16 protein-coding genes are annotated in these 25,237 nt (G+C 65.1%); 10 read left to right on the top strand and 6 right to left on the bottom strand.

Annotation, left to right across the window (positions count from 1 at the left end):
- The first annotated feature begins 32 nt into the window (after positions 1–32).
- Both hemL and L0B83_RS03495 read left to right on the top strand, forming a co-directional pair.
- Complete coding sequence (hemL, locus tag L0B83_RS03500; protein ID WP_234757022.1) at positions 33–1,352, top strand: glutamate-1-semialdehyde 2,1-aminomutase; 1,320 nt, start codon at positions 33–35, stop codon at positions 1,350–1,352.
- A gap of 105 nt (positions 1,353–1,457) precedes the next feature.
- Complete coding sequence (locus tag L0B83_RS03495; protein ID WP_234757020.1) at positions 1,458–2,735, top strand: glycoside hydrolase family 3 N-terminal domain-containing protein; 1,278 nt, start codon at positions 1,458–1,460, stop codon at positions 2,733–2,735.
- 95 nt (positions 2,736–2,830) lie between these two features.
- Here L0B83_RS03495 and L0B83_RS03490 read toward each other — a convergent pair whose 3' ends face one another.
- From L0B83_RS03490 to L0B83_RS03475, 4 genes are all read right to left on the bottom strand, one after another.
- Positions 2,831–3,568, bottom strand: a complete 738-nt coding sequence (locus L0B83_RS03490; RefSeq protein WP_234757018.1) for an amino acid ABC transporter ATP-binding protein — start codon at positions 3,566–3,568, stop codon at positions 2,831–2,833.
- On the bottom strand, positions 3,565–4,338 hold the full coding sequence (locus L0B83_RS03485; protein WP_234757016.1) for an amino acid ABC transporter permease: 774 nt from the start codon (positions 4,336–4,338) through the stop codon (positions 3,565–3,567). Before L0B83_RS03485 ends, L0B83_RS03490 begins: the two co-directional genes overlap by 4 nt.
- A 12-nt stretch (positions 4,339–4,350) precedes the next feature.
- Complete coding sequence (locus tag L0B83_RS03480; protein WP_234757014.1) at positions 4,351–5,304, bottom strand: ABC transporter substrate-binding protein; 954 nt, start codon at positions 5,302–5,304, stop codon at positions 4,351–4,353.
- A gap of 336 nt (positions 5,305–5,640) precedes the next feature.
- Complete coding sequence (locus tag L0B83_RS03475; protein WP_234757011.1) at positions 5,641–6,351, bottom strand: 3'-5' exonuclease; 711 nt, start codon at positions 6,349–6,351, stop codon at positions 5,641–5,643.
- An 88-nt stretch (positions 6,352–6,439) separates the two neighbouring features.
- Between L0B83_RS03475 and L0B83_RS03470 the strand changes: the two genes are divergently transcribed.
- The 3 genes from L0B83_RS03470 to L0B83_RS03460 all read left to right on the top strand — a co-directional run bounded on the left by L0B83_RS03470 (position 6,440) and on the right by L0B83_RS03460 (position 13,772).
- Positions 6,440–6,856: an MGMT family protein gene (locus tag L0B83_RS03470; protein WP_234757009.1), complete on the top strand. Its 417-nt coding sequence runs from the start codon at positions 6,440–6,442 to the stop codon at positions 6,854–6,856.
- 128 nt (positions 6,857–6,984) lie between these two features.
- Positions 6,985–10,251 (top strand): ATP-dependent helicase, encoded by a 3,267-nt coding sequence (locus tag L0B83_RS03465; RefSeq protein WP_234757205.1) that lies wholly within the window; start codon positions 6,985–6,987, stop codon positions 10,249–10,251.
- Positions 10,248–13,772, top strand: coding sequence for an ATP-dependent helicase (locus tag L0B83_RS03460; RefSeq protein ID WP_234757007.1), 3,525 nt, complete (start codon positions 10,248–10,250; stop codon positions 13,770–13,772). Before L0B83_RS03465 ends, L0B83_RS03460 begins: the two co-directional genes overlap by 4 nt.
- Before the next feature lie 86 nt (positions 13,773–13,858).
- Here the strand turns inward: L0B83_RS03460 and L0B83_RS03455 are convergent, their stop codons facing one another.
- Complete coding sequence (locus L0B83_RS03455; RefSeq protein WP_234757005.1) at positions 13,859–15,217, bottom strand: phosphotransferase; 1,359 nt, start codon at positions 15,215–15,217, stop codon at positions 13,859–13,861.
- Positions 15,218–15,359: 142 nt separating this feature from the next.
- On the opposite strand from L0B83_RS03455, the gene nudC reads away from it, so the two are divergent.
- From nudC to L0B83_RS03440, 3 genes are read left to right on the top strand one after another with little or no spacing between them, the layout of a single operon-like run.
- The gene (gene nudC, locus L0B83_RS03450; protein ID WP_234757003.1) at positions 15,360–16,346 is read left to right on the top strand and encodes an NAD(+) diphosphatase; all 987 of its coding nucleotides are present in this window, start codon (positions 15,360–15,362) and stop codon (positions 16,344–16,346) included.
- Positions 16,343–18,475 (top strand): ATP-dependent DNA helicase UvrD2, encoded by a 2,133-nt coding sequence (locus tag L0B83_RS03445; RefSeq protein ID WP_308193949.1) that lies wholly within the window; start codon positions 16,343–16,345, stop codon positions 18,473–18,475. The genes nudC and L0B83_RS03445 overlap by 4 nt, the downstream gene beginning before the upstream one ends.
- On the top strand, positions 18,475–19,104 hold the full coding sequence (locus tag L0B83_RS03440; protein WP_234757001.1) for a M48 metallopeptidase family protein: 630 nt from the start codon (positions 18,475–18,477) through the stop codon (positions 19,102–19,104). The genes L0B83_RS03445 and L0B83_RS03440 overlap by 1 nt, the downstream gene beginning before the upstream one ends.
- A gap of 15 nt (positions 19,105–19,119) precedes the next feature.
- On the opposite strand, the gene L0B83_RS03435 is transcribed toward L0B83_RS03440, so the two are convergent.
- Complete coding sequence (locus L0B83_RS03435; protein WP_234756999.1) at positions 19,120–20,565, bottom strand: zinc-dependent metalloprotease; 1,446 nt, start codon at positions 20,563–20,565, stop codon at positions 19,120–19,122.
- A 214-nt stretch (positions 20,566–20,779) separates the two neighbouring features.
- Between L0B83_RS03435 and L0B83_RS03430 the strand changes: the two genes are divergently transcribed.
- Positions 20,780–21,907, top strand: a complete 1,128-nt coding sequence (locus L0B83_RS03430; protein ID WP_372461128.1) for a YlbL family protein — start codon at positions 20,780–20,782, stop codon at positions 21,905–21,907.
- A gap of 134 nt (positions 21,908–22,041) precedes the next feature.
- Positions 22,042–25,032, top strand: a complete 2,991-nt coding sequence (locus L0B83_RS03425) for a UPF0182 family membrane protein (RefSeq protein WP_234756997.1) — start codon at positions 22,042–22,044, stop codon at positions 25,030–25,032.
- Positions 25,033–25,237: the final 205 nt, after the last annotated feature.

Raw genomic sequence — 25,237 nt, 5'->3', positions numbered from 1 at the left:
AACCGTCCCGAATCCCTGAAAGAATGGACACCATGACTTCAAACACCCCTGTCTCCGACCAGCTGTTCGACCGTGCCCGTTCACTGATGCCCGGTGGCGTCAACTCGCCGGTGCGTGCCTTCGGCTCCGTCGGCGGCACCCCGAAGTTCATGGTTTCGGCGAAGGGCGCGTACCTCACCGATGCGGATGGCCGCGACTACGTCGACCTCGTCTGCTCGTGGGGCCCGGCGCTCCTGGGCCACGCACACCCGGCAGTCCTCGACGCCGTACACGCCGCCGTCGACCGTGGCTTGTCCTTCGGGGCCTCGACGCCGGATGAGGCAAACCTCGCCGCGATCGTCCAGGACCGCGTATCCGCCGTGGAACGCATCCGCATGGTGTCCACGGGCACCGAGGCAACCATGACCGCAGTGCGCCTTGCCCGCGGATTCACCGGCCGGAACCTGATCGTGAAGTTCGCCGGTTGCTACCACGGCCACCTCGACGGGCTGCTCGCCTCGGCCGGCTCCGGCCTTGCCACCATGGCGCTGCCCGGTTCGGCCGGCGTCACCGAAGCCGCAGCGGCTGAAACCCTTGTGCTGCCGTACAACGACCTCGGCGCGGTGGAAGCCGCATTCGCTGCGCACGGCAACAACATCGCTGCCGTCATCACGGAAGCCGCTCCTGCGAACATGGGGGTCGTCACGCCGAACGAAGGCTTCAACGCAGGGCTGTCCCGCATCACCCGCGAGCACGGCGCCCTGTTGATCCTGGATGAGGTGCTCACCGGCTTCCGCACCGGCTATGCAGGCTATTGGGGCCTCACCGGCCGCCAGGAAGGCTGGGTGCCCGACCTGCTGACCTTCGGAAAGGTCATTGGCGGCGGCATGCCGACGGCGGCACTCGGCGGGCGTGCCGACGTCATGGATTACCTTGCGCCGCTGGGCCCGGTGTACCAGGCGGGAACTTTGTCCGGGAACCCGGTGGCGATGGCTGCAGGGGTTGCCACCCTGTCGCTCGCGACCCCTGAGGTCTACAGCTTCGTGGATGCCCGCTCACTGGACCTCTCTGCGGCTCTCTCATCGGCGCTGGACGCCGCCGGCGTGGACCATTCCATCCAGCGGGCAGGAAATCTCTTCTCCGTGGCCTTCGGCACTTCGGCCAACGGCGTCCACAATTACGCAGATGCCCAGGCGCAGGAGGCCTTCCGCTATGCGCCGTTCTTCCACTCCATGCTGGACTCCGGTGTCTACCTGCCGCCGTCGGTCTTCGAGGCGTGGTTCCTCTCCGCTGCCCACGACGATGCCGCGATGAACCGGATCTTCGACGCTCTTCCCGCTGCGGCCAAGGCGGCCGCGGAGGCCACTGCCTGATCTGCGCTCTTTTCCGATGCCTGGCAGCCTGTTCCTTGCGCCCGATGCGTGCCGGGAACAGGCTGCGGGCATCGATCGAATCGACAAGGCCGAATCGACAAGGCGATGATTCATCTGCTCAAGCGATCCAGAACCTCTGTGCTCATCCTTTTCGCCCTGACGGCAGCGGCATTCGCCGGAATGGCGCATGCCGACACCGTTGACCGCGGTTTGTCGGCGGCCGGGGGCCCGTCCGCGAAGCCGAGCGCCCCGCATGCCGTCCCTGGTTTTTCCCCCTCGCCACCGGGCGGATCGCCGGCTGCGTCGGCTACTCCGGCCAGCCCCGCTGAACCGCCGCCGCCTCCACACCCGACGCTGGAGCAGCGTCTCGCGGACCTGACCCTGGAGCAGAGGGTAGGCCAGTTGTTCATGGTGGCAGCCAAGGCCGACGGAAGCGATTCGAGCGCTGTGGCCGACCTCCTGAACAACCACGTCGGTAATATCTATCTGGCGGGACGAAGCGAGGCAGGCGTTGCTGCGGCAGCATCGGTTGTGTCAAAGCTGAAGGCGGCCGTTTCCCCGGCCGCGAGCCGCGGGTTACCGTTGTCCGTCGCGACTGACCAGGAAGGCGGCCAGGTCCAAGTCCTCAAGGGACCCGGATTCCTGCCCATCCCCGCAGCCCTGGACCAAGGTAGCTCAAGTCCCGAACAGCTGCGCGCAGACGCCAGAAACTGGGGGTCACAACTCCTGCAGGCCGGAGTGAATGTTGATCTGGCTCCCGTAATGGATACGGTGCCCGGCCCCGAATTTGCGCCATCAAACAAACCCATCGGGGCGTTCAAGCGCGAATTCGGCTTCAATGCCGCGGCGGTAGCGGAGCACGGGAAGGCGATGGCGGAAGGATTGCGGGACGCCGGGGTGGCGCCCGTGGCCAAGCACTTTCCCGGAATGGGGCGCGTCACCCTGAACACTGACGTCAGCGCGAACGTCCACGACACGGAAACCACCCGGACTGATCCCAACCTGATGCCGTTCAAGGCGGCGATCGATGCCGGGCTACGGTGGGTCATGATTTCGAACGCCTACTACGACAAAATCGATCCGGAGAACGTGGCTCCGTTTTCAGCGGCAATCATGCGCACGATGTTGCGGGAAGACGCAGCGTTCACCGGCATTATCGTGTCCGATGACCTGTGCAATGCCGTGCAACTGTCGCCTTGGAGCGTGGGGGACAGGGCAACGAAGTTCATCGCCGCGGGCGGCACCATGGTTCTGTGCGCGGACCCTGCTTCAGTTCCGGCGATGTTCACCCAGGTCCTGCAGCGGGCGCAGGCCGACCCTGAATTCCGCAAATCAGTAGATGCCGCGGCCTTGACTGTCCTCCAGGTCAAAGACGGGAAGTAGCCAGGTACGAAAGATCCCCGGCTTCCGGACGATTCACCACCGCATACTCTACGCGGGTGTTACGTCCGGAAGCCGGGGATTTCCCAGGGCCTGCGCTAGAGCACGTCCGAAAGGAAGCCCTTCAAACGATCGGTCCGCGGTTCGGTGAAGAGCTGTTCCGGCGAGCCGGTCTCTACGACGACGCCCGCGTCCATGAACGTCACGGAATCGGAAACGTTCCGTGAGAAGCCCATTTCGTGGGTTACCACCACCATGGTCATGCCGCCCTTGGCCAGGTCGGTCATGAGCGCGAGCACGCCCTTGACCAGTTCAGGGTCCAGGGCCGATGTTGCCTCGTCGAAGAACATCACCTCGGGCTTCATGGCCAGCGCGCGGGCGATCGCCACGCGCTGTTGCTGGCCTCCGGAGAGGTTGGCTGGCCGGACGTCGGCCTTGTGCTTGAGTCCCACGAGGTCCAGCTGCGCCAAGGCCTCTTCCCGTGCCTTGTCCTTGGGCATCCCGCGCAATTTCCGCAGGGCCAACGAAACGTTTTCCGCGACCGTCTTGTGCGGGAATAGGTTGAACTGCTGGAAGACCATGCCGATCCGCCGGCGCAGTTCGTCGGGGTTGTCCTTGAGGACCGAACGGCCGTCGAGCAGGATGTCGCCCCGCTCGGGTTCGATAAGCCGGTTCATGACCCGCAGCAGCGTGGACTTGCCTGAGCCGGACGGGCCGATCACGGAGGCCGTGGTGCCCTTCTCGACGTGCAGGTCGATGCCGCGCAGGACATGGTTCGAGCCGAAGGACAAATGGATGTCCTTGGCCGTTAATGTTCCCGAAGCAAATTCGCTCATGCCTGGGCTCCCTTCCCGACGACGGCGGCTGCCTCGTCCGGCTCTTTCTTTTCAGGCCGGCCCGAACGCAGGCGGTGGTCCAGCCAGTTCACGAAGTGCGTGAGCGGAATCGTCATGACCAGGTAGAACAGCCCTGCTGCCACGTAGGGGGACAGGTTGCCGCTCTGCGACGCCAGATCCTTGCCGATTTGGAAGACTTCCCGTTCGGAGGCCAAGAGGCCCAGGACGAACACGAGGGAAGACTCCTTGATCAACGCGATGAACTGGTTCACGAGTGCGGGCAGGACCCGCCGGATGCCTTGGGGTACGACGACGAGGCGCATGGAAGCGCTGTAGCCGAACCCCAAGGCCCGGGTGGCCTCGAGCTGCCCTTTGTCCACGCTCTGGATGCCGGAACGGAAGATCTCGCCGATGTAGGCGGCCGACATCAACGACAGCGCCGCGATGGCCATCGGGTACGGACTCGTCGAGCCCGTCATGTGCCGGATAATAGGTCCGAACCCGAGGCCGATCACGAGGATGGTAAGCACGGCCGGCAGCCCGCGGAAGACATCCGTGTAGACCCTGGCGATCCACCGGGCGACAGGATTCCGGGAGATCCCCATGAGGGCGAGCAACATGCCGAGGAACGATCCGATAATGCCCGACGTCACAGCCAGGACGAGCGTGTTCGGCAAGCCGACCGCGAACATCTTGGGTATGACTTCGCCCATCGCCTTCCAATCAAGGAAGGTCTCACCGAGTTGTTTGAGGATTTCCTGGAGATCCATGGAACGCCGGGGTTACTTGGCCGGGATCTGGACGGCCTTGCTGCCCGGCTTCCAGCCCTGCGGCGTCTGCTCAGCAGTGGTCGGGCGGTCCTTGTACCACTCGGCCGTCAGCTTGGTCCAGGTCCCGTCGGCGATGACCGCGTCGAGGCCGGAGTTGAGCGCGTCAATCAGCGCCTTGTTGTCCTTGTTCACGGCCCAGGCGGTGAAGTTCTGGGTGTTAACCACCTTTTCGGCGATCTTGGTGTTGTCGCCGTCCTTGACCTGGCCGGTGGCCTGCTGCGACGGAGCGACCCAGGCGTCAACCTGGCCGCTCTTCACGTTGGCGTAAACAGTGTTGTAGTCCGGGAAGCGGACGGGCTCAAGCTTGAGCGTGTTGGTGACGTAGTCGTCTTGGACGGTGCCCTGGACGACGCCGATGCGGACGCCTTCCTTGAGGTCGGCGAAGCCCTTGACCTTGGAATCGGTCTTGGTCACGACCGCCATGTAGCCGAAGTCGTAGCCGTTGGTGAAGCCGACCGACTCGCGGCGCTTGTCCGTGGTGGAGATCGAGGAGGATCCGACGTCGAACTGCTTGTTCTTGACTTGGGAGAGGAGTGCCGCGAAGTCAGTGGAGGCGAACTCGACCTTGAGGCCCAGCTTCGCACCGACGGCACGCAGGAGTTCGTTGTCGTAGCCCGTGAACTTGCCGGAGGGGTCGATGAAGATGTTCGGCGGGGCGTCCGAGAGGGTGCCGACGTGGAGGGTGCCATCGGTGATGAGGCCCAGCTTGGACTTGTCGATCTTGTCCAGCGGGGTGACGTCCTTGGTGGTGTACTTGTCCAGCGTCTTCTGGTCGCTGCCTTGGAGGGCGTCGGTTGGCGAGGCGCTGCTGTTGGTGCCCGCTCCGCCACCGCAGGCGGCCAGGGAGACGGCGAGGACTGCAGCCACGGGGACAGTGGAGAACCACTTCAAGGCTTTGATTTTCATCAAGCAAATCACTTTCATCGGGGAACACACGTTCGTATCGAGACGGGCGGGGAACGCAGCCAAAGCAGGTTTGGGCCGCAATATCAGAACTCGACCCGCCAAACTTAATTATGTCATCGACCCATTCAGCGATAAATTGAAGGCGATATGACGCGCTATTCGCGAAAGATCCGAATTAAATTCAGCGCAGCGTGCGAACCGAAGGCGAAGTGCCGCGCCACTCCAGCCTCGAGGGGAATTCGTGACTGACGCTCAGGTGGCTTTCAGGCAATGCGCGCCATGTGACGTGCGTCCCATCACGCGGGTGCCGGGCCGACGGACCTGGACCCGGACGCTTTAGAAGTCTCCGCGGCTGGCATCTTCCGGGGGAAGAACCGGCCAATTCCCTTCGATGACGGCCGTCGGTTTGGTCTTGCGCAGGTAGCTCTGGAAGTCGGCGGCCTGCGCGGCGGCCCAATCGACCTGGAGGTGGTGCAGCTTGGAGGCCGGCATCTGCAACTTCGGGAATTTGCCGGCCATGGCATCGAGGACACGCAGGGTGGCCAGCGCGTCGGCAGCGGAGGTGTGGGCGTTCTCAAGGTTCACCCCGTATTCCTCGCACAGCGCGGTCAGCGTCCGCTTGCCTTTGCGGTACCGGTCGACCTGCTTGTTCATGACGTACGGGTCAAGCACAGGGAACCGGCTCAGTTGCGGCACTCCATAGCGGGCGGATTCGGCGGCCAGGACCGTGAAATCATAACTGGCGTTGAACGCGATGACAGGCACGCCGCCGTCGAACAGCTCCTGAAGTGCGGCGGCGACTTCGCGCGTCACTTCTGCCGCCGGACGGCCCTCGGTCCTCGCCTTCTCCGTGGTGATGCCGTGGACGTCGCTGGCCTCCGCGGGAATTTCCACCCCGGGATCCGCCAACCACTCGAGTTCCTTGACGATGCCGCCGTCGTCGTCCACAACCGTGATGGAAGCGGTGACAATCCTCGCGGAACGGGAGTTCCGTCCCGTGGTCTCAAGGTCGAACGCGGCACGGGGGAGGATGTTCCAGGAGCTCATGCGTCAACGCTACCGGCGCCCTCCGACAAGAACCGGAGCGACACTCCTTCCGCGCCGATCCGGCGGCCGATGCCGTTAGGCTGGTGGCATGCGGATGGAGTTTGTCACTGCGGTCCTGGCCGTCGTCGACCTCATGCCGCCGGGAGTTGCTGTGTCCTACGGAGATGTTGCGGAGCTTCTGGGCTCGGGCGGTCCCCGCCAGGTCGGATCGGTCATGAGCCACCACGGGAGCGCCGTGGCTTGGTGGCGGGTACTGCGCGCAAGCGGTGAGGCGCCCCCGGGCCTTGAGGCGGAAGCGCTGCGCCACTACTTGGACGAGGGAACGCCGCTTCTCGGCGCCTTTGCTGAGTATCTGCGGACCGGAGAAGGGCGCTGGCGGGTTGACTTGGCCCTGGCCCGGTGGGCTCCGACCGAGCGTGAGTTTGACAGCATCGACGCGATCTCCGAGCAACTCGAGCGTCAGCTCCATAAATTGTCGGTACCCGATGATGAAATGACCGTGTGAGTCCAACACCGCCACCTCAAGCAACGCCCCAGGAAGCAACGCCCCAGGAAGCAACGCCGCCGGCACGCCAGCCACAATCCGGGCAGGCACATTCGCGGCAAGCACAGCCGCCGCACGCGTCTGCCCGCTTGCGCCTGCTTCCCCCGCGCGAGGTCCACTACGCGGCGCCGGAGTTGTCCGCCGACCAGGCCGCCGTCGTCGGGCTCCCGCACGGCTCCGGGCCGGTGCTGGTGCCGGGGGCGCCGGGCACTGGAAAGTCCACCGTCCTGGTGGAAACCGCCGTCCGGCGTGTCCAGCGCGACGGCCTGGATCCGGAACGGATCCTGATTCTCGCACCCGGCCGGCATGCGGCGTCGGCGTTGCGTGACACCTTCACCGGGCGCTTGGACCGCAGCTTGAGCACGACGCCGGCGCGCACCTGGGCGTCATACGCTTTCGATCTGATCCGGCGGGCCAAAGCCGAGGGTGCGCTGCCGCTGCAGCGGCCGCCCAAGTTGCTCTCGGGGCCCGAACAGGACCTCATCATAAAGGAACTGCTGGAGGGGCACGCCCGGCCGGGTTTTGAACTACCTTGGCCGCAGGACTTGTCCGCCGCGCTGCCCACGCGCGGGTTCCGGCAGGAGATCCGGCAGCTTTTCGACCGGATCATCGAATCCGGCCGGACGGCGGAAGATCTCACGTCCCTCGCCTACGAGTGCGGCAGGCCGGACTGGATCGCCGCCGCGGACCTCTATTCGGAGTACCGGGATGTCCTGGACCTGCGGATGCCGGAAGCCTTTGATCCGGCCGGAATCATCACCGCCGCACGCCAGATCTTCCAGGACTCGCCCGGATTCCTGGCGGCAGAGCGCGAACGGCTTCAGTTGATCCTGGTGGACGACGTCCAAGAGGCAAATCCCGCTGTGTTTGAACTGCTCGCGGACATCGCCGAAGGAAAGGACGTTTTGGTGGCGTCCTCCCCGGACACCGTGGTCCAGGGGTTCCGCGGCGCCCGTCCGGACCTCGTCGCCGAACTGCCGCGGCTCCTTGGAGGTCTTGAAGGCACCGTGCGGGAGCTTCCCCTGTGGCACACTCACCGCCACCTCCCGAGTGTCGCGAAAGCGTGGACCGGCGTGGCGGCGCGCATTTCGCAGCGTGCGGGGGGCCAACTGGCCCGGCGCCTGGACCCGCTTCCCACAAAGGCCGAAGGGGCCCGTTCCGGGGGAGGGCAGGCCGCGGGCCGGGTGGAAGCCCACGTCCTTCCGTCCACGGTCCACGAATTGCGCTACGTTGCACAGCGCATCCTCGAAGCCCAGCTGCGTGAGAACCGCGAGTTCGGCGACATCGCCGTGATTGTCCGCAACGGTGGGCAATTGGCTCAACTTCAGCGCTACCTGAGCGGTCAGGGAATACCGGTCCGTGTCCCCGTCGCTGATTCCGCTGTCCGTGACGAAGTGGCTGTCCGTCCCCTCCTCGAGGTCTACGGCGTGGTGCTGGATGCTGCCAAACTGACGCCGGAGTCTGCCGTCTCCCTTCTCACTTCGAGGATCGGCGGGGCCACCGCCATCGAGTTGCGCCGCCTGCGGCAGTCCCTGCGCAGGGAGGAGCTGCTGGGCGGAGGCGGACGGTCCAGCGACGCGTTGCTCGTCGAAGCGTTGCTGGAGCCGGGAGCGCTGGGCTCTCTCGGCATCGAGGGGAGCTCGGCCCGGCGCTTGGCCCGCATGATCGCGGCAGGACGTTCGGCTGCCGCCGAACCCGGAGCCAACGCGGAGACCGTGCTGTGGGCGTTGTGGCAAGCCACCGGGCTGGCTTCACGCTGGACTGAAATGGCGCTCGACGGCGGAGCGGCCGGCGCGCGCGCGGACCGGGACCTCGATGCCATGATGGCCCTGTTCCACACCGCTGAACGCTTTGTCGACCAGCTCCCAGGCTCCGGTCCCGAACAGTTCCTCGAGTACCTGCTCAGCCAGGAACTTCCCATGGACACCCTTGCCGCCAGGGCCCAGGTGGAGGACGCCGTGGAGCTCATGACGCCTGCCAGTGCGGCCGGGCGGGAGTGGGCCGTGGTCATCGTGGCAGGACTGCAGGAAGGTGTCTGGCCCAATACCAGGCTCCGGGGTGAACTCCTCGGGAGTACCCTATTTGCCGACGCAGTGGAACATGGAGTGGAGCATGCCTTGCAGCGCGGGCCGCTCAGCAGGCTCCGGGACATCCGCTACGACGAACTGCGCAGCTTCTCCACGGCCGTTTCTCGTGCCCGGGAAGTGCTCATCTGCACGGCGGTGTCTTCGGAAGACGAGCAGCAGTCGGCCTTTCTCGACTATGTGGCACCTCTGGAGCCGGGGCAGTACCAGCGTGAGTACACGCCGGTCGGCCGCCCTATGACACTTCGTGCCTTGGTGGCTGAGCTGCGGCAGCGCGTCCAGCCGGACGATGCGGCGCTTGGCCGTCCCGGCGTAGCGGAGGAGGCCGCGGAAGCTGCGCGTGTGCTCGCCCACCTCGCCACCGCGGAGCCCGCGGTGCCGGGCGCGCATCCGGATTCCTGGTGGGGACTGGCGCCGCTTAGCAGCGCGGCCCCGGTAGTGCCGGCGGGCGGCACGGTGTTCGTTTCTCCTTCGAAGGTCGAAACCGTGCACAAATCGCCGCTGGACTGGTTCGTCCAGGCGGCCGGTGGCGAAGCCGCTACCGACTTTGCCCGCAGCCTGGGCACCTTGGTCCACGCGATTGCCCAGGAACTGCCGGAAGCTTCCGGCTCCGAATATGTCGCGGAGCTCGTCCGTCGCTGGCCGACGCTGGGCATGAAAGACAACTGGGAAGGCAGGCTGGACTTCCAACGGGCCGAGCAGATGGTCCGGAAACTTGCACAATACGTCCTTGTCATGCGGAGCGAAGGCCGAAGCCTCGCCGCGGTCGAAGCGGATTTCGAGGTTTCATTGCCTGAGGTGCTCCTGGGCCACGCCACCGAGGACCCCGACACCGGCCGGAACGCTGTGCTCCGAGGCCAAGTGGATCGTTTGGAAATAGACACCGAGGGCAGGCTGGTGATCGTTGACCTCAAGACGGGCAAACGCCAGCCCGGCAAGGCCGAACTCGCCACGCACCCCCAGCTCGGCGCCTATCAGGCTGCGGTGCTGCACGGGGCATTCGAAGACTTGCCCGGCCCGGGGCGTATTCCCGGCGGTGCCGTCCTGGCCCAGTTGGGAACCAAGACGAAGACCCCCGTGGTCCAGGTGCAGGAGCCCTTGGATCCGGGAGACAACTGGGCGCAGGACCTCGTCAGCGAGGCCTCCGTGCTGATGGCCGGAGCAAGCTTCGAAGCACGGCACGATCCCTCGAAAGGCAGCCATGGAGGCCACGGCTGCCGGCTGCCCGATATTTGCCCGTTGTGCGCCAGGGGAAAGCAGGTCACTGAATGACCGTCCAGACACTCGTCGGAATCGAGCCGGGCGACGCCGCAGAAGGCGTCCGGGCACTGCCGGAACCGCGATTTTCGCCTGGCGAATTGGCCCAAATCCTTGGCGAACGGAACCGTCCGACAGAAGAGCAAGCCGCCATTATTGCGTCGCCGCTTACTCCGCGGCTGGTCATCGCCGGCGCCGGATCAGGGAAAACCGCAACCATGGCGGACCGCGTCGTGTGGCTCGTCGCGAACGGGTGGGTTCGCCCCGAAGAGGTCCTTGGCGTCACCTTCACCCGCAAGGCTGCGGGGGAGCTGGCCAGCCGTATCCGGGCCAAGCTGGCCACCCTGCAGCGGATTGCGTCCTCGGACAACGGACAGTACGGCTTCCCTGAAGGGGTTGCAGGCTCCGATGAGCTTGAACCCAAGGTGTCCACCTACCACTCCTACGCCAGCGGGATCGTGTCCGACTACGGCCTGCGCCTGGGGATCGAGCGCGACGTCGTGCTGCTGGGGGGCGCCCAGGCCTGGCAGCTCGCGAGCGAAGTGGTCGAAGCGTACGACGGCGACTTTGAGCACTTCACCGCCGCCAAGTCCACCTTGGTCAACGCTGTGATGCAGTTGGCCGGCGAGTGCGCCGAGCACTTGCGCGAACCCGCCGAGGTTCAGGGCTGGCTCATGGACCGGGTATCTGAATTCGCGCAATTGCCCTACATGTCTGCCGCGAAAAAGAACCCAAGCCAAGCTGCCGGCGATCTCGGCGCCATGCTGCGGACCAGGGCCAGCGTCGCGGACATGGTGGGACGCTACCAAGAGGCCAAGAGAAACCGCGGAGTCCTCGACTTCGGCGACCTCGTGGCGCTCGCTGCGAAGATCGCGCAGGACATTCCCTTGGCGGCGGCCACCGAGCGGGCCCGCTACAAGGTGGTGTTGCTGGATGAATTCCAAGACACCTCACACGCGCAACTGGTCCTGTTCTCCCGACTGTTCGGGGGAGGGCACGCCGTGACGGCGGTGGGGGATCCCAACCAATCCATTTATGGCTTCCGCGGTGCCTCGGCAGGCCAGCTGTTCCACTTTGTCCAGGAATTTCCCGTCCGGGTGGAAGACAGCTCTGGAACGGCATCCCTTGCCACGGCGCCCACCTCGTATCTGACCACTGCCTGGCGGAACGGGCGCAACATCCTGGCTGCCGCCAATGTCATTTCCACCCCTCTGAACAAGGCGGCCGCGAATGAGGGAGCCCCGGGCTCGGCTGCCGGAGACAGCGCCGTTGCAGTGCCTCCGCTGCAACCGAGCCCGGCAGCCGTGGACGGCACCGTTGTTCTCGGACGGTTTGCCACCGATCAAGACGAAGCCGCGGCGATTGCCGGGGACGTCCGCCGCTACCGCCGCACAGTCTTTGAAACCGAGGCCGACGGTACCCCCGTTTCCCCCACCATGGCGGTGCTTTGCCGCCGTCGGGCACAGATGGAGTGCTTGCGCCGCGAATTCGAAGCCCAAGGTATCCCGTACGAAATTGTCGGCCTCGGCGGGCTCCTCGATACTCCGGAAGTCGTGGATCTCGTGGCTGCGCTCCGTGTCCTGGCCGATCCCGGCCGTTCCGACGCCTTGATGCGTTTGCTGGCGGGCGCCCGGTGGCGGATCGGAACTGCGGATCTGATGGCATTCCGCGACTGGTCCCAGTTTCTGGCCAGGCGCCGGTCCAACGGCGGTCCGGGAGACGGCGTCGCGGAAGATCCGTTGAGGGCGGATGAAAGCCCGATGGAGACGGTCGTTGAGAGCGACATTACCGATGCGGCCAGCCTTGTGGAGGCGCTGGACTTCCTGCCGCGCCCGGGGTGGACTTCCGGCCACGGACGCTCGCTCAGCCCGGCGGCTTTGGACCGTCTCAGCCGGCTGTCTGCGGAGCTCCGGAACCTGCGGGGATTCATCGGAGACGATCTGAGCACGCTGATCGGCGAGGTGGAACGTGCCATGCTGCTGGACATCGAGGTCGCCGCCAAGCCAGGGACGAGCATCCACCAGGCCCGCCGGAACCTGGATGCGTTCCATGACGCCGCTGCGGGTTTCCTGCAGACCTCGCAGCGCGTGGACCTCCTGGCTTTCCTGGGGTGGCTTGAAGCGGCCGCATCCGAGGAAGGCGGACTGGACATGGCCGACGCCGAGGTGAACCACGAGGCCGTGCAGTTGCTGACAGTCCACGCCTCCAAAGGCTTGGAATGGGATGTTGTCTTCGTCCCCGGCCTCAACGCCGGGGCTTTCCCGAGCAACCGGGACTCGCGGTGGACCAGCGGTGCCGCAGCCCTGCCGTGGCCCCTGCGCGGCGACAGGGCGGACCTCCCGCAATGGGATCTCGACCAGCCCGACCAGAAGGGCTGGCTGGATGCTGAAAAGGACTTCAAATCGGAAGTACAGCACCACGGCGAGGCCGAAGAACGGCGACTCGCCTACGTCGCCTACACCCGCGCCAAGTTCCTCCTCTGGGCATCGAGCGCCGCGTGGAATGGCTCCCGCGCAGGAATTGCCGAGACGTCCCCCTTCCTGGCCGAGCTGGCCTGCCTCGCAGGTGACGCAGGAGGCCGCGACGGCGCCGCATCGGCCGCAATTCACCCGCAGTCCCTGAGCGAAGACGCCCTGCCTACGGAGAGTCCCTTGACCGTAGGCATGGAGGTGGCCGTCTTCCCCTATGATCCGCTTGAGGGCCCGAGTGACCCCCGCACGGGGGAGCGGCTCCGCTTGGTACCCGGGCGGCGGGCGGCCATGGAGGCGGCGGCAACCCGGGTCAGGGACTCGATCGAAGGACTGCGGCCGGATTCGCCCCTGGTCAGTGATGCCCCTCCGGCATTCCTCCGTGGGGCGTCCGCCGGCTGGGCCGCCGAAGCCGAGCTGTTGCTGGAACGGCAGTTGAAGCGGAAACCGGTCCAGGACGTCCATTTGCCCGGACACATCTCAGCATCCATGTTCGTCGACCTGGGAGACGATCCCCAAGCGGTCCTGGCCCAGCTCAGGCGCCCGGTGCCCCGGCAACCCGGGATTTCGGCGCGCAAAGGCACCGCTTTCCATTCCTGGGTAGAGGAATACTACGGAACCACCGGCATGCTGGACCTCGACGAAGCGCCCGGCTCTGATTCCCACATCGACGAAGCGTATGGACTGGACGAAATGGTGGCGACGTTCCGTAACTCAGAATGGGCACACCGGTCACCGGCCTTCGTCGAGGTTCCTGTGGAAACAAGGATCGGCGACGTTGTGGTGCGCGGACGGATTGACGCCGTTTTCCGCGGCGCGGACGGGACATGGGAACTGGTGGACTGGAAGACGGGCAAGCGGCCGGCCGGAAGGCAACTGAAGACCCGTGCCGTGCAACTTGCCGTCTACCGGCTGGCATGGGCGCGGCTCAAAGGTGTGCCGTTGGAGTACGTCAGCGCCGTGTTCTACTACGTTGCCGACGACTCGGTGGTGAGGCCCCACGACTTGGACACCGCAGAGGAACTGGAGAACATCATCGCCTCCGCGCTGAGCACCCGAAACGGCTAGGCAACCGAAACCGCTAGGCAACCGAAACCGCTAGGCAACCGAAACCGCTAGGCTACCGAAACCCGGGCAGCCTGCCCGGGGAGGCACTAACGGTCCTTGGCGTCCTGGAGCGGCGCGCTCTCCACTACCGGGAGGGCCGTCGTCGACGTGTCGTCCGCTTCGGAGGCCGACGCCGGCGTCGAGGCGGTCCCTGTCACTGAAGCATCTGCAGGCTTCCCGGCGGCTTCCGCCGAGGCATCGGGCTCCGGCCGTTGGACGGGGACCGAGGCCGTGGAGGCCTCGGGCTCCAGCCGTTGGACGGGGACCGAGGCCGTGGTGGCGGCGGGTTCGGGGCGAAGCTCGGGAACGTCGTCGGGAGCAGGCTCCGGGATGGCTGTGACGCTCACTGTGGGCTTCGCTGGGCCGCCCGCCGGAGCTTTTGCTTCCGAAACAATGACAACTGGCGGCGCCGCCAGCCTCTCCGCGGCGGCGCGCTCCGCAGCGGCGGCGCGCTCCGCAGCGGCGGCCTCGGCCTCCTCGGCCAGCAACGCTTCCTGCTGTTCGATGTCCTCGGCGAGGGATTTGAGCATCGCCTCGGCTTCAGTCGTCATCTCGCTGTGACCGGCAGCCAAGGCCTTGACAAGATACTGGGCCAAGGCGAATTCAGCGAGAAGTGCCGAGCGCCGCAGCAGATGGCTGTCAGGGGTATCCCGTCTGGCTTCCGTGTAGTGACGGAGGACGGATTCAACAAACTTCTGTTCGTTTGACGCCACGAGCCAAGCGAAGTCATCGGCAGGATCGCCGACGCGCAAATCGGTCCATCCTGTCACCGCCGACACGCTGTCGCCGTGGACCAGCAGATTGTCTTCATGGAGGTCGCCGTGGACCACGCACGGGTTGAAGCGCCACAGGGCCACGTCTTCCAGCGCGTGCTCCCAGCGTCGGAGCAGGGAGGGCGGAATCTTGCCCGTGGTGGCGGCCTGGTCCAGTTCGTTCAACTTTCGCTGGCGGAATTCGTTGGCCGTATAGCTGGGAAGATCGGCGTTCTTGACGAGGGATTGGGGAAGGTCGTGGACGGCGGCCAGCGCCGTGCCGATCTCCTTGGCCAAGGCATCGCTGCAGGTGGACAACTCTTCGATGCTGCGGGTGGCCCCGGCCAGGTGGGCGTAGACAAAGGTGCTCAGCGCACCTTGGCGAACGGTTCCGGCCACAGTGGGCATCAAGAAGGGCAGCTCCGCCCGGATGGCCGGCGTGAAAGCCCGCAGAATCATGAATTCGGTTTCCAGCCGGGCGCTGGCTTCCGGATGGCGCGGCGAACGGACACGCCAGCGCTTGCCGTCGGCGTCCAGGAGAAGCGCCGAATCGAAATCGGCAGCATCATCCGGGGCGGAGGCGGCAGCCATCGGCGTCAGGCCGGGCACCGCCGCAGTAGCTATAGCGGCCAGTTCGAACGGTGTTTTTCTCACGCCTCCACGGTAGATTGACAAGCGCCCGTCGCAGCGAGGCAGTGCGGCGAGTCTTCAGATCCACTGGAAAACAGGGTCCGCGGGCCTGCCCCGCTGAACGATCCAAATGTCAATTGTCGGTGCGAGTCAGTACGGTAGGTACATGAGTTTCACCGAGTTCCAGGCGCCGGCAAACCACCTTATCGATACCGTTCTTCCGGTGCGCCCTGCCATGGTTGACCGCGGATCTGCCGAGCGGCTGAAACCGGGGATGCTTGACGGAGTGATCTCGTCAGGCTCGGCCAAGGCCATGGTGCTGTCGGAGCGCCAAGCCCTCGTCGTCGAGGACAAGTTGTGGTTTGGCGAGGCCGCGCCGCTCTTTGAATCCCTTCAGGCCGCCGGCGGACCGCTCACTGCCATCTATCTCGGCCGGACTCTGGCCGATTCCTCTTTGTCGGCGCAAACTCCAATCGTCCTGTTCGTCCCGTCTGAGCCGGTTTCGCCTGGAGTCGCCGGCCTTCCGTCCGGCGCCTCCTGGGCGGGATTCCGGGAGGTAGCCGGCCGCCTTGGTGCCATGGACACCGCCTTGTTTGTCGAGGCCAGCGCGATTTCCAATTGGCATGCCACCCATACGCACTGCCCGAAGTGCGGGACTCCCACGGAAATCGAAGCCGCCGGCTGGGTCCGGCGCTGCCCGCGCGACCAGTCGGAGCACTATCCGAGGACCGATCCGGCCATCATTGTTACCGTGGTCGGATCCGACGGCAGGCTGCTCCTGGGTGGCGGCGGGCCGCTTGACGCCAAGAATTACTCCACGCTGGCCGGCTTTGTTGAGCCAGGGGAGTCGCTTGAACAGGCAGTTGTTCGCGAAATCGGGGAAGAAGTGGGCATACGGGTCACCGCCTGCCAGTACCTCGGCTCGCAGTCGTGGCCGTTTCCAGCCTCTCTCATGCTCGGGTTCACCGCCACGACGGACGACGTCGAGGCCCGGCCCGACGGCGTCGAGGTCACCCGGGCGCGCTGGTTCAGCCGCGAGGAACTCCAGGAGGCGGTGCTCAGCGGCGAGATCACCATCTCAACGAGGCTTTCGATTGCGCGTTCCCTGATCGAGCACTGGTACGGCGGCGTCATCGAGGACCTCCAGCAGTGACAGGCGGCATTTTCGGCGACACCATTTCACTCGAGGACCGGATCCTTGGCGGCCTTGACGCCGAGCAGCGGGAGGTCGCCAGCAACCTCAAGGGACCCATGTGTGTCCTCGCCGGAGCTGGTACCGGAAAAACCCGGGCTATTACGCACCGAATCGCCTATGGCGTCCACTCCGGCGTCTACAGTCCGCAGCGCCTCTTGGCTGTCACGTTCACCTCCCGGGCCGCCGCCGAGATGCGCAGCCGGCTACGGGACCTCGGCGTGGGGAACGTCCAGGCACGAACTTTCCACGCCGCAGCGCTGAGGCAACTGCAGTTCTTCTGGCCGCAGGCGATCGGCGGCGTCCTGCCGAACCTGCTGGACCACAAGGCGAACATGATCGCCGAAGCCGCGCGGCGGCTCAGGCTGAGTACCGACCGTGCTTCCATCCGTGACCTCGCGGCCGAGATCGAGTGGGCCAAGGTTTCCATGCTGACGCCCGCCAACTACCTTGAAAACGCGCACGGCCGGGGCACCCCGGGAGGCTTCGACCTGACAGCCGTCGCACGGGTTTTCCAGTCCTACGAGGACGTAAAGACTGACCGCAACGTCATCGATTTCGAGGACGTCCTGTTGATCACCGTGGGCATCCTCCAGGAAGACCCGAAAGTGGCAGCTACGGTCCGCGAGCAGTACCGGCATTTTGTGGTGGATGAGTACCAGGACGTTTCCCCGCTGCAACAGCGGCTGCTGGAACTGTGGCTTGGCGGGCGCGACGAAATCTGCGTTGTGGGCGACGCCAGCCAGACCATCTACTCCTTCACGGGGGCTTCCCCCAAGCATCTTCTGGGATTCAAGGCCCAATACCCTTCGGCAACGGTGGTCAAACTGGTTCGTGACTACCGTTCCACGCCGCAAGTAGTGAAGTTGGCCAACGATCTCCTGGGCTCCCGCCGCAGTGGCGGAATGGTTGCCGATGCCGCTTGGGCAAAACCCCTCCAGCTGCTTGCCCAGCGCCCGTCCGGACCAGAGCCGCGGTTCATGGAGTGTCCCGACGACGAGGCCGAGGCGGCCGTGGTCGCGGGCCGGATCCGGGAATTGATCGACGCCGGTACCAAGGCAAGCGAGATTGCTGTGCTGTTCCGCACGAACGGCCAATCGGAAGCGTATGAGCAAGCCCTTGCCTCGGCGGGTATCGGCTACCAGTTGCGGGGCGGCGAGCGGTTCTTTGCGCGCAAGGAAGTCCGCGACGCCATCCTGCAGTTGCGCGCCGCCACGCGTGCCGTTGCCGAGGATTCGGCGAAGGAGCCACTCGGGCAACTGGTCCGGGACATCGTGGCTTCGCTCGGCTACACGGACTCCGCCCCGCACAGTGGCGGCGCACTCCGCGAACGCTGGGAGTCGCTGGCAGCCCTCGTGGCGCTGGCGGACGAACTCGTCGTCAGCCGCGGGCCGGAATTCACGTTGATGGAGTTCGTCAACGAACTCCAGGAACGGTCGGTGGCCCAGCACGCACCCACCGTCCAAGGTGTGACGCTCGCATCGCTCCACGCCGCGAAGGGCTTGGAATGGGATGCCGTGTTCCTGGTGGGCCTGAGCGAGGGCCTGATGCCCATTTCCTTCGCCGACACCCCTGAGAGCGTTGACGAGGAACGCCGGCTGCTCTACGTCGGGATCACGCGGGCGCGGGAGCACCTGAATCTGTCCTGGTCCACGGCACGCACGCCAGGCGGCCGCGCCAACCGCAAGCCCTCGCGCTTCCTCGACGGCCTTCGCCCGGATTCGGTGCTCGGGGCCAGCGCGCGCAGCCGCGCCACGCCTCGGCGGAAGGCGGCAGCGCCGGCGTCGTGCAGGGTCTGCGGCACGATGCTCGCCACGGGCGCCGAACGCAAAGTGGGCCGCTGCAGCCAATGTCCGCCGACGTACGAGGAACAGACCTTCGAAGCTTTGCGGCAATGGCGCAAGGAAGAGGCCCTGAGCAACGACGTTCCCGCCTACGTTGTCTTCACGGATGCGACCTTGACGGCGATCGCCGAGGCCCGGCCGGCGTCCCTTGAGGAACTGGCAAATCTCGCCGGTGTCGGGCCCTCCAAACTGGAAAAGTACGGCGAAGCCGTGCTGGCGGTTCTGGTCGAGAGCGGATCCGCCTAGTGCCCCGGCTCACGGCCCAGCCCGCGTCGCCGCTGACAACTGAGGACGGCGCGCCCGTCGTCGTTCGTCGCTCAGCCCGCCGTCGCCGTACCGTTGCGGCTTTCTGGGAGGACGGAAACGCCGTTGTCGCGATCCCCGCCCATTTCACGAAGGCCCAAGAGAACGAATGGGTCCGGCGGATGCTGGACAAGCTCAAGCGCCAGGGGGAGAGGGGCGCCCGGCGCCCGGGTGGAAGGAAACCCGCGAGCGATGCTGCCCTCGCGGCCCATGCCGGTGAACTGTCCGCAAAGTACCTGGGTGGGCGGGCCCGCCCGACGTCGGTCCGCTGGGTCGGCAACCAGAGGTCACGGTGGGGTTCGGCTACTCCAGCGGACGGGACCATCCGGCTCTCGGACAAGCTCCAGGCCATGCCGCAATGGGTCATCGATTACGTGTTGCTCCACGAACTCGCCCATCTGCTGGTTGCCGGGCACAACGCCGCGTTTTGGCGCCTGCTCGAGGCCTATCCCGAAACACAGCGGGCCAAGGCCTTCCTTGAGGGTGTCGCTTTTGCGACCTCGCGGGGGCTTGGACCTGATGAAGAAGGCGCCGGCGCACCAGCCGGGGGCCGGGACGCCGACGCCGATTAGGCGCTTGAAGAGCCGCTAAGCTTTGGGCCCTCCGGGCTCGGTGTCGTCAGTCGATTCTCCGTCTTCAGGCTTCGGAGCCTCGGGACTGTCTGCCTCTTTCTCCTCATCCTTCGGAGCGTCGTAGCCACCTTCGAGGAGCTTCTGCAGAGCATCATCCACTTCGGTGTCGCTGGCTTCAGCCAGGCGGCGCCGTTCGGTGAAGCCCGCCGGATCGTCGAGGTCATGTGCCGTGGGGAGCAAATCGGGGTGCTGCCAGATGGCATCGCGGCCGGCGATTCCACGTTCGTCCTTCAGCGCGGCCCACAAGGGGGCCGCTTCGCGCAGGCGCCTCGGGCGCAGCTCGAGCCCCACCAGCGAGGAGAACGCGTGTTCGGCGGGTCCTCCCGTGGCGCGGCGCCGCCGCACGGTTTCGCGAAGCGCGACGGCGGACGGCAGCATCTTCTCGGTGGCGGCGGCCGTAAGTTCGTCCACCCAACCTTCCACCAATGCCAGGGCAGTTTCGAGTTTCTCCAGGGCTGCCGCTTGTTCGGGAGTGCGCTCGGGCATGAAGACGCCTTGGGACAGCGCTTCTTGGATCCCCGCGGGATTGCCGGGATCGATGTCCCGGGCGAGGTCCTCGACACGGGACAAATCGATGTGGATTCCGCGGGCGTAGGCTTCGATGGCTCCAAGGAGGTGGCCGCGCAGCCATGGGACCTGCACGAAAAGCCGGGCATGCGCGGCTTCGCGGACAGCAAGGAACAGCCGGACGTCACTCTCCGGGACGCTCAGGCCTTCGCCGAACTTCGCCACATTGGCCGGCAGCAGGGCCATCTCAAGATCAGCGAGCGGAACGCCGATGTCGGTCGAACTGACCACTTCGGCCGACAGGGCACCGATGGCCTGGCCCAGCTGCATGCCGAAGATTGCTCCGCCCATGTTCTGCAGCATGGACGAGGTACCGCCCATTATGGCCTTCATTTCTTCAGGCATCTGCTGCGTGAGAGCGTCGGACAGGGCATTGGCGATGCTGTTGGCCACCGGTTCCGTGAGCCGTTTCCAGGTAGCAAGGGTGGCTTCCACCCATTCGGCACGGGACCAAGCGCGGCCGATGAGGCCCGTTGCCTGAAGATCGGTGACGGGATCCAACCAGAGCTCTGCGAGCCGGAGCGCTTCGTCGACCTCGCGGGCCTGCTGGGCATTCACCGACGGATCCGCGCCCGCCGCAGCAACCCGGCGCGCATTCTCGTGGGCAAGCTGCCAATTGACAGGGCCCTCCGAAGTTGAGCTCATCATGGCCTGCACCTGGGCGAACATCTGCTGCAGCATGTTGGGATCGTTCGGCAGCCCTGCGGCCTTCGCCAGTTCGGCGGGGTCAATGTTGCCCATGCCTTGCCCGCCCATCAGGTTCTTCAGCATTTCCGCCAAGGGATCCACGGGTGAATCGTCTCCATTGGAGGGAGTATTGGGGTTGGAAGTCATGGTGCCGCCGATCGTCGGTGTGACTGGTGATCACTTTCAAGGTACCGCGATGGCCGGGGGCTGTCTGCCTCAAGAACGCGTCGTTCGCTCTAGGCAAAGCACCGCTGGCACGCACAGCAAGTAGGGTGAATCGTTGGTATTTTTACCGCCTCCACGCTGAGGAGGTCGAAACGGTAGCGTCGGACATACGGTTCCCGCGCGGAGAGGTCCTTCATTGACTAGTTTGCCGAGCCACGGTGCTGCCGGGGAACCGGGGCAGGAAACGCCCGACGCTCCACAACCCGAACGGCGCCGCGACAGCCGGTACGTCGCGATGCTCGTCGCCGGGGCCCTGACCATAGTCTTGGGAATCGCCGCTGCTGTCCTCCCTGTTCCCTATGTCATTGAATCTCCCGGACCGACGTTCAACACCTTGGGCACGGACCACAACAAGCCGGTCATCACCGTCACCGGGCACCCGACGTATCCCGCCAAAGGAAACCTGGACCTGACCACCGTTTACATCAACGGCGGCCCCAACGGCCCGGTGAACATTTTCGCGGCCTTCCAAGCCTGGTTGGACGGTTCGAAGTCCGTGTACCCCGAAGAGCTCCTCTACCCCAAAGGCACCACCCGGCAGCAGTCCGAACAGGAAAGCGCGCTTGCCATGACCACGTCCCAGGAGAATGCGATAGCCGCGGCCCTCCAGGAAGAGAACATTCCGTACGGCCAGAAGCTTGCAGTCGCGGGGTTGTCCGACGGTTCGGCTTCGGCAGGAAAGCTGCAGACGGGAGACGTCTTCACGTCGATCAACGGCAAACCGGTCACGTCGCTCAACGTCGTCCAAACCGCACTGGCCGAAGGGGCGGGCGCGCCTGCCGCCGTCGTCGTCGACCGTAACGGCCAGCCGGTGACGGTGAGCATTACTCCCGGCAAGGGCTCAAACGGCAAATACATCCTGGGCGTACTGCTTCAGTACAAGTTCACGTTCCCGTTCGACGTCAAAATCTCCCTCGACCAGGTGGGCGGACCGAGCGCCGGCATGATGTTCGCACTGGGCATCATCGACAGCATCACCCCCGGAGACCTCACGGGCGGCAAGCATGTGGCCGGCACTGGGACCATTTCGCCGGACGGTGCGGTGGGACCCATTGGTGGAATCGCCCAGAAAATGCGCGGAGCCCGCAACGGCGGTGCAACCCTTTTCCTCGCGCCGGCCGCCAATTGCGACGAAGTTGTAGGGCACGTTCCGGACGGACTTCAAGTAGTCAAGGTGGACACTCTGGCGGACGCAAAATCAGCTGTGGAGCGACTCGGTTCCGGCCAGGATGTGTCCCGCCTTCCGACATGCTCCAACAATTAGACTGATGATGGAACTTAGCTCCACCGCCACTCGTGGCACTAATGACGGCCCTCCGCCATTACTACCAGGCACCGGGGCCGACGAACACACGCACTGACGACCGTTAACTGACGACCAGCGATGAGGTATCGAGTTTGTCCCGTCCAGCCAGCACCAGCCCGCCCGGTAGACCGCAGCGGAGACGGGGTGCGCTCACTCCAACTTTGATCATCGTCGCCGTCGCCGTGGTGGGATTCATTTTCTTCGCCAACGTGTGGACAGACGTCCTCTGGTATCAGCAGCTGGGCTTCTTCGAAGTCTATTTCCGGGAGAACCTTGCCAAGATCCTGATCTTCCTCGCCGGTTTTGTCCTGATGTTCGTGCCGGTCTTCTACGCAATCCGCGTTGCCTACCATGCACGGCCCGTCTACGCTCCGGATTCCGAGGTCAGGGACAACCTGAACCGGTACCAGGCCCAGCTTGAGCCCGTGCGGCGCGTGGTCATGATCGGCATCCCCGTGCTGTTCGGACTCTTTGCCGGCAGCGCGGCCGCGAGCCAGTGGCAATCGGTGCTTTTGTTCTTCAACCAGGTCCCATTCGGGCAAGCCGATCCCCAGTTTGGCCTGGACATCAGCTTCTATCTCATGACGTTGCCGTTCCTTGGCTTTGTCACGGGTTTCCTCATGAGTGTTGTGGTGATTGCCGGAATCGCGGGAATCCTGACGCACTACCTTTATGGGAGCATCCGGCTCATGGAACGCGGCATTTTCACCAGCCGTGCCGCCCAGATCCACCTGGCCGTGACCGGTGCCGTTTTCCTGCTGCTGCTCGGAGTCAACTTCTGGCTTGACGTCTACAGCACCGTCCAGAACAACGGCGGACACTGGGCAGGCGCCCTCTACACCGACGTCAATGCCGTGATCCCGACCAAGACCATCCTGGCCGTTGCCGCCGGCCTGGTGGCCATCCTCTTCGTCGTGGCTGCCGTGATCGGACGCTGGCGCTTGCCTGTGATTGGCACAGCCATGCTGATCATCACGTCCATCCTTGCCGGCGGCGTCTATCCGTGGGTCATCCAGCAGTTCCAAGTCCGCCCCTCTGAGCAGACTCTGGAAAACAAGTACATCGACCGCAACATCTCCATGACCCGGTCCGCCTACGGTTTGGACAAGATCAAGGTCAGCCCGTACAACGCCACTACGGACGCGAAGACGGGAGCACTTGCCAAGGATGCGCAGACTGCGGCCAACATCCGCCTGTTGGACCCGAACCTCGTTTCTTCGGCGTTCTCCCAATTGGAGCAGTACCGTCCGTACTATCAATTCCCCAAGGCCCTGAACGTTGACCGCTACACCGTGGACGGCAAGACCCAGGACACCGTGATTGCTGTCCGCGAATTGAACCAGGACGGGCTGAACGCCAGCCAGCAGACTTGGGTCAACAGGCACATCGTCTACACCCACGGTTACGGCGTAGTGGCCGCGAAGGGCAACACCTTCACAGTTGACGGCAAGCCGGACTTCCTGCTGTCCGGAATCCCCTCAATGGGCACCCTTGGCAGCGACGCAAGCTACCAACCCCGCATCTACTTCGGTGCCGGTTCGCCCGACTACTCGGTGGTCGGCGCCCCGGACGGGGCCCCGCACCGGGAACAGGACCGGCCGGCCGGCAAGGACAGTTCAACTGAAACCCAGTACACCTTCACCGGCAACGGCGGCCCCAACGTGGGCAACTGGTTCAACCGCCTCCTGTACTCCATTAAGTTCCAGTCCTCCGACCTGCTGCTGTCCGATGGCGTCAACGAGAAGTCCCAGATCCTCTACGACCGCACTCCGCGTGATCGCGTTCAAAAGGTTGCTCCCTACCTGACGGTTGACGGAAGCGCCTATCCCGCGGTGGTCGACGGCCGGGTGAAATGGATCGTGGACGGCTACACCACCAGCCAGTACTTCCCGTACTCCCAGCAGCAGCAACTGGGGAACGCTACGGCCGATTCCCAGACCACCTCCGGACGCACGGCAGCCCTGCCGAACAGCGCCGTCAACTACATCAGGAACTCGGTCAAGGCCACCGTTGACGCCTATGACGGCTCGGTCACGCTGTACGCCTGGGATGACCAGGACCCCATCCTGAAATCGTGGCAGAAGATTTTCCCGACCACCGTCAAGCCGTACTCGGAGATGTCCGGTCAGCTCATGAGCCACGTCCGCTACCCGGAGGACCTGTTCAAGGTCCAGCGTGAGTTGCTTGGCCGTTACCATGTGACCAATGCGGACAGCTTCTACCAGAACAACGACGCGTGGAGCGTTCCGAACGATCCCACAGTGACCGATCCCGTGCGGCAGCCTCCGTTCTACATGTCCCTGCAGATGCCAGACCAGACCAAGCCGGCCTTCCAGCTGACGTCCTCCTTCATCCCGCAGGTGGTTAACGGCGCCGCCCGTAACATCCTGTACGGCTTCCTCGCGGCCGATTCCGACGCCGGCAGCCAGAAGGGGGTGAAGGCGGACACCTACGGCCAGTTGCGGTTACTGCAGTTGCCAACGGATACCCAGGTTCCGGGTCCGGGCCAGGCCCAGAACAAGTTCAACTCCGATCCTGAAGTGTCGCGGGAACTGAACCTGCTCAGGCAGGGTGCCTCCGATGTGCTCAACGGCAACCTTCTGACATTGCCGGTGGGCGGAGGCCTGCTCTATGTCCAACCGGTCTATCTGAAGTCCACCGGTGAGACGTCGTACCCGACGCTGCAACGCGTGCTCGTGGCCTTTGGCGACAAGGTGGGCTTCGCGCCCACCCTTGACGGTGCGTTGAAGATCCTCTTCGGGGGAGACTCAGGAGCCTCGGCGGGCGACTCGGCCAACAACGGCCAGACCACCGCTCCGCCGGGGACTACTACGCCACCGGCGACTGCCGATGCGCAGGCCCAGTTGAAGGCCGCGCTGGACCAGGCCAACAAGGCCATCCAGGATGGTCAAGCTGCGCTGGCCAAGGGCGACTTCGCCGGATACGGCGCCCAGCAGAGCATCCTGTCCGCGGCAATCAAGAAGGCGCTCGACGCCCAGTCCCGGCTTGGCGTCACCCCGGCGCCGTCGGGGAGTGCCAGCCCCTCGGCGAGCCCGACGCCGTCGCCCTCGCCGAGCAAATAGCTGACTCTCGAGCGGACCGATTTTGGCTCGCCGGGATTTGCAAGACCGGGCCAGCCCCCACCAGGGCTGGCCCGGTCTTCGTTTTCCCCGAGCCCGCGGCGAACGAGACGGATGTCACGTCGCGTGGATTTGGCCTGACATTCACCTGCAGGTAAAGTAGTTGTTGCGACGCGGGGTGGAGCAGTTCGGTAGCTCGCTGGGCTCA

The sequence above is a fragment of the Arthrobacter alkaliphilus genome (assembly GCF_021483235.1).
In the GTDB taxonomy this organism is placed as follows: domain Bacteria; phylum Actinomycetota; class Actinomycetes; order Actinomycetales; family Micrococcaceae; genus Arthrobacter; species Arthrobacter alkaliphilus.
This window is presented reverse-complemented; position numbering and strand designations above follow the sequence as displayed.